At 43.1% G+C, this 534-nt stretch carries 1 protein-coding gene; it reads right to left on the bottom strand.

Features of this window, described 5'->3' with window-relative positions; all coding sequences use genetic code 11:
- Positions 1-533 (bottom strand): NADPH-dependent FMN reductase (locus ACFINO_RS10110; protein ID WP_375655687.1); only part of this gene is annotated, 533 nt, incomplete at its 3' end.
- Position 534 lies beyond the last annotated feature (1 nt).

Here is a 534-nt window from a genome sequence, read left to right on the forward strand (position 1 = left end):
TTTAAAAATTCGCACATTTCATCAGCAAGCCGCTCACAACGCTCCCGCACCTCTTCACTTATGATTTTCCATGTACGACCTTCATCATCCGATGCAAAATCTTGCTTAGCCGAAGTAACTTGACATTGCAGCGGATAACCATAAAGCGTGCGCACCACCGGCAATAAATGTTCACAAGGTTGTGCACATTTTTGGACTGTACTACCATGAGAGATAAGCCCAATCGGTTTTCTTAAAAAGGCATCATAGGTCAAATGATCAAGAGCATTTTTTAAAACACCCGAATAAGACCCTTGATAAAGAGGACTCGCAAGAATAACACCATCAGCCGCAGCGATTTTTTTAATAAACTGACGTACCGCAGCGCTTGGATTATCCTCTACATGGCTATGATAATCTGGATCAACAATCGGCAAGGGCTGTTCACGCAAATCAACCCAATTAAGCGATGCATCCCGCATCAAGAGGCAATCAGCCAAGCAATGGGCTAAAGTTCTTGTTAATGATGGTTGACGTACAGACCCCAAAATAATC

Source organism: Bartonella sp. AA83SXKL, assembly GCF_042196965.1.
Classification (GTDB): Bacteria; Pseudomonadota; Alphaproteobacteria; order Rhizobiales; family Rhizobiaceae; genus Bartonella.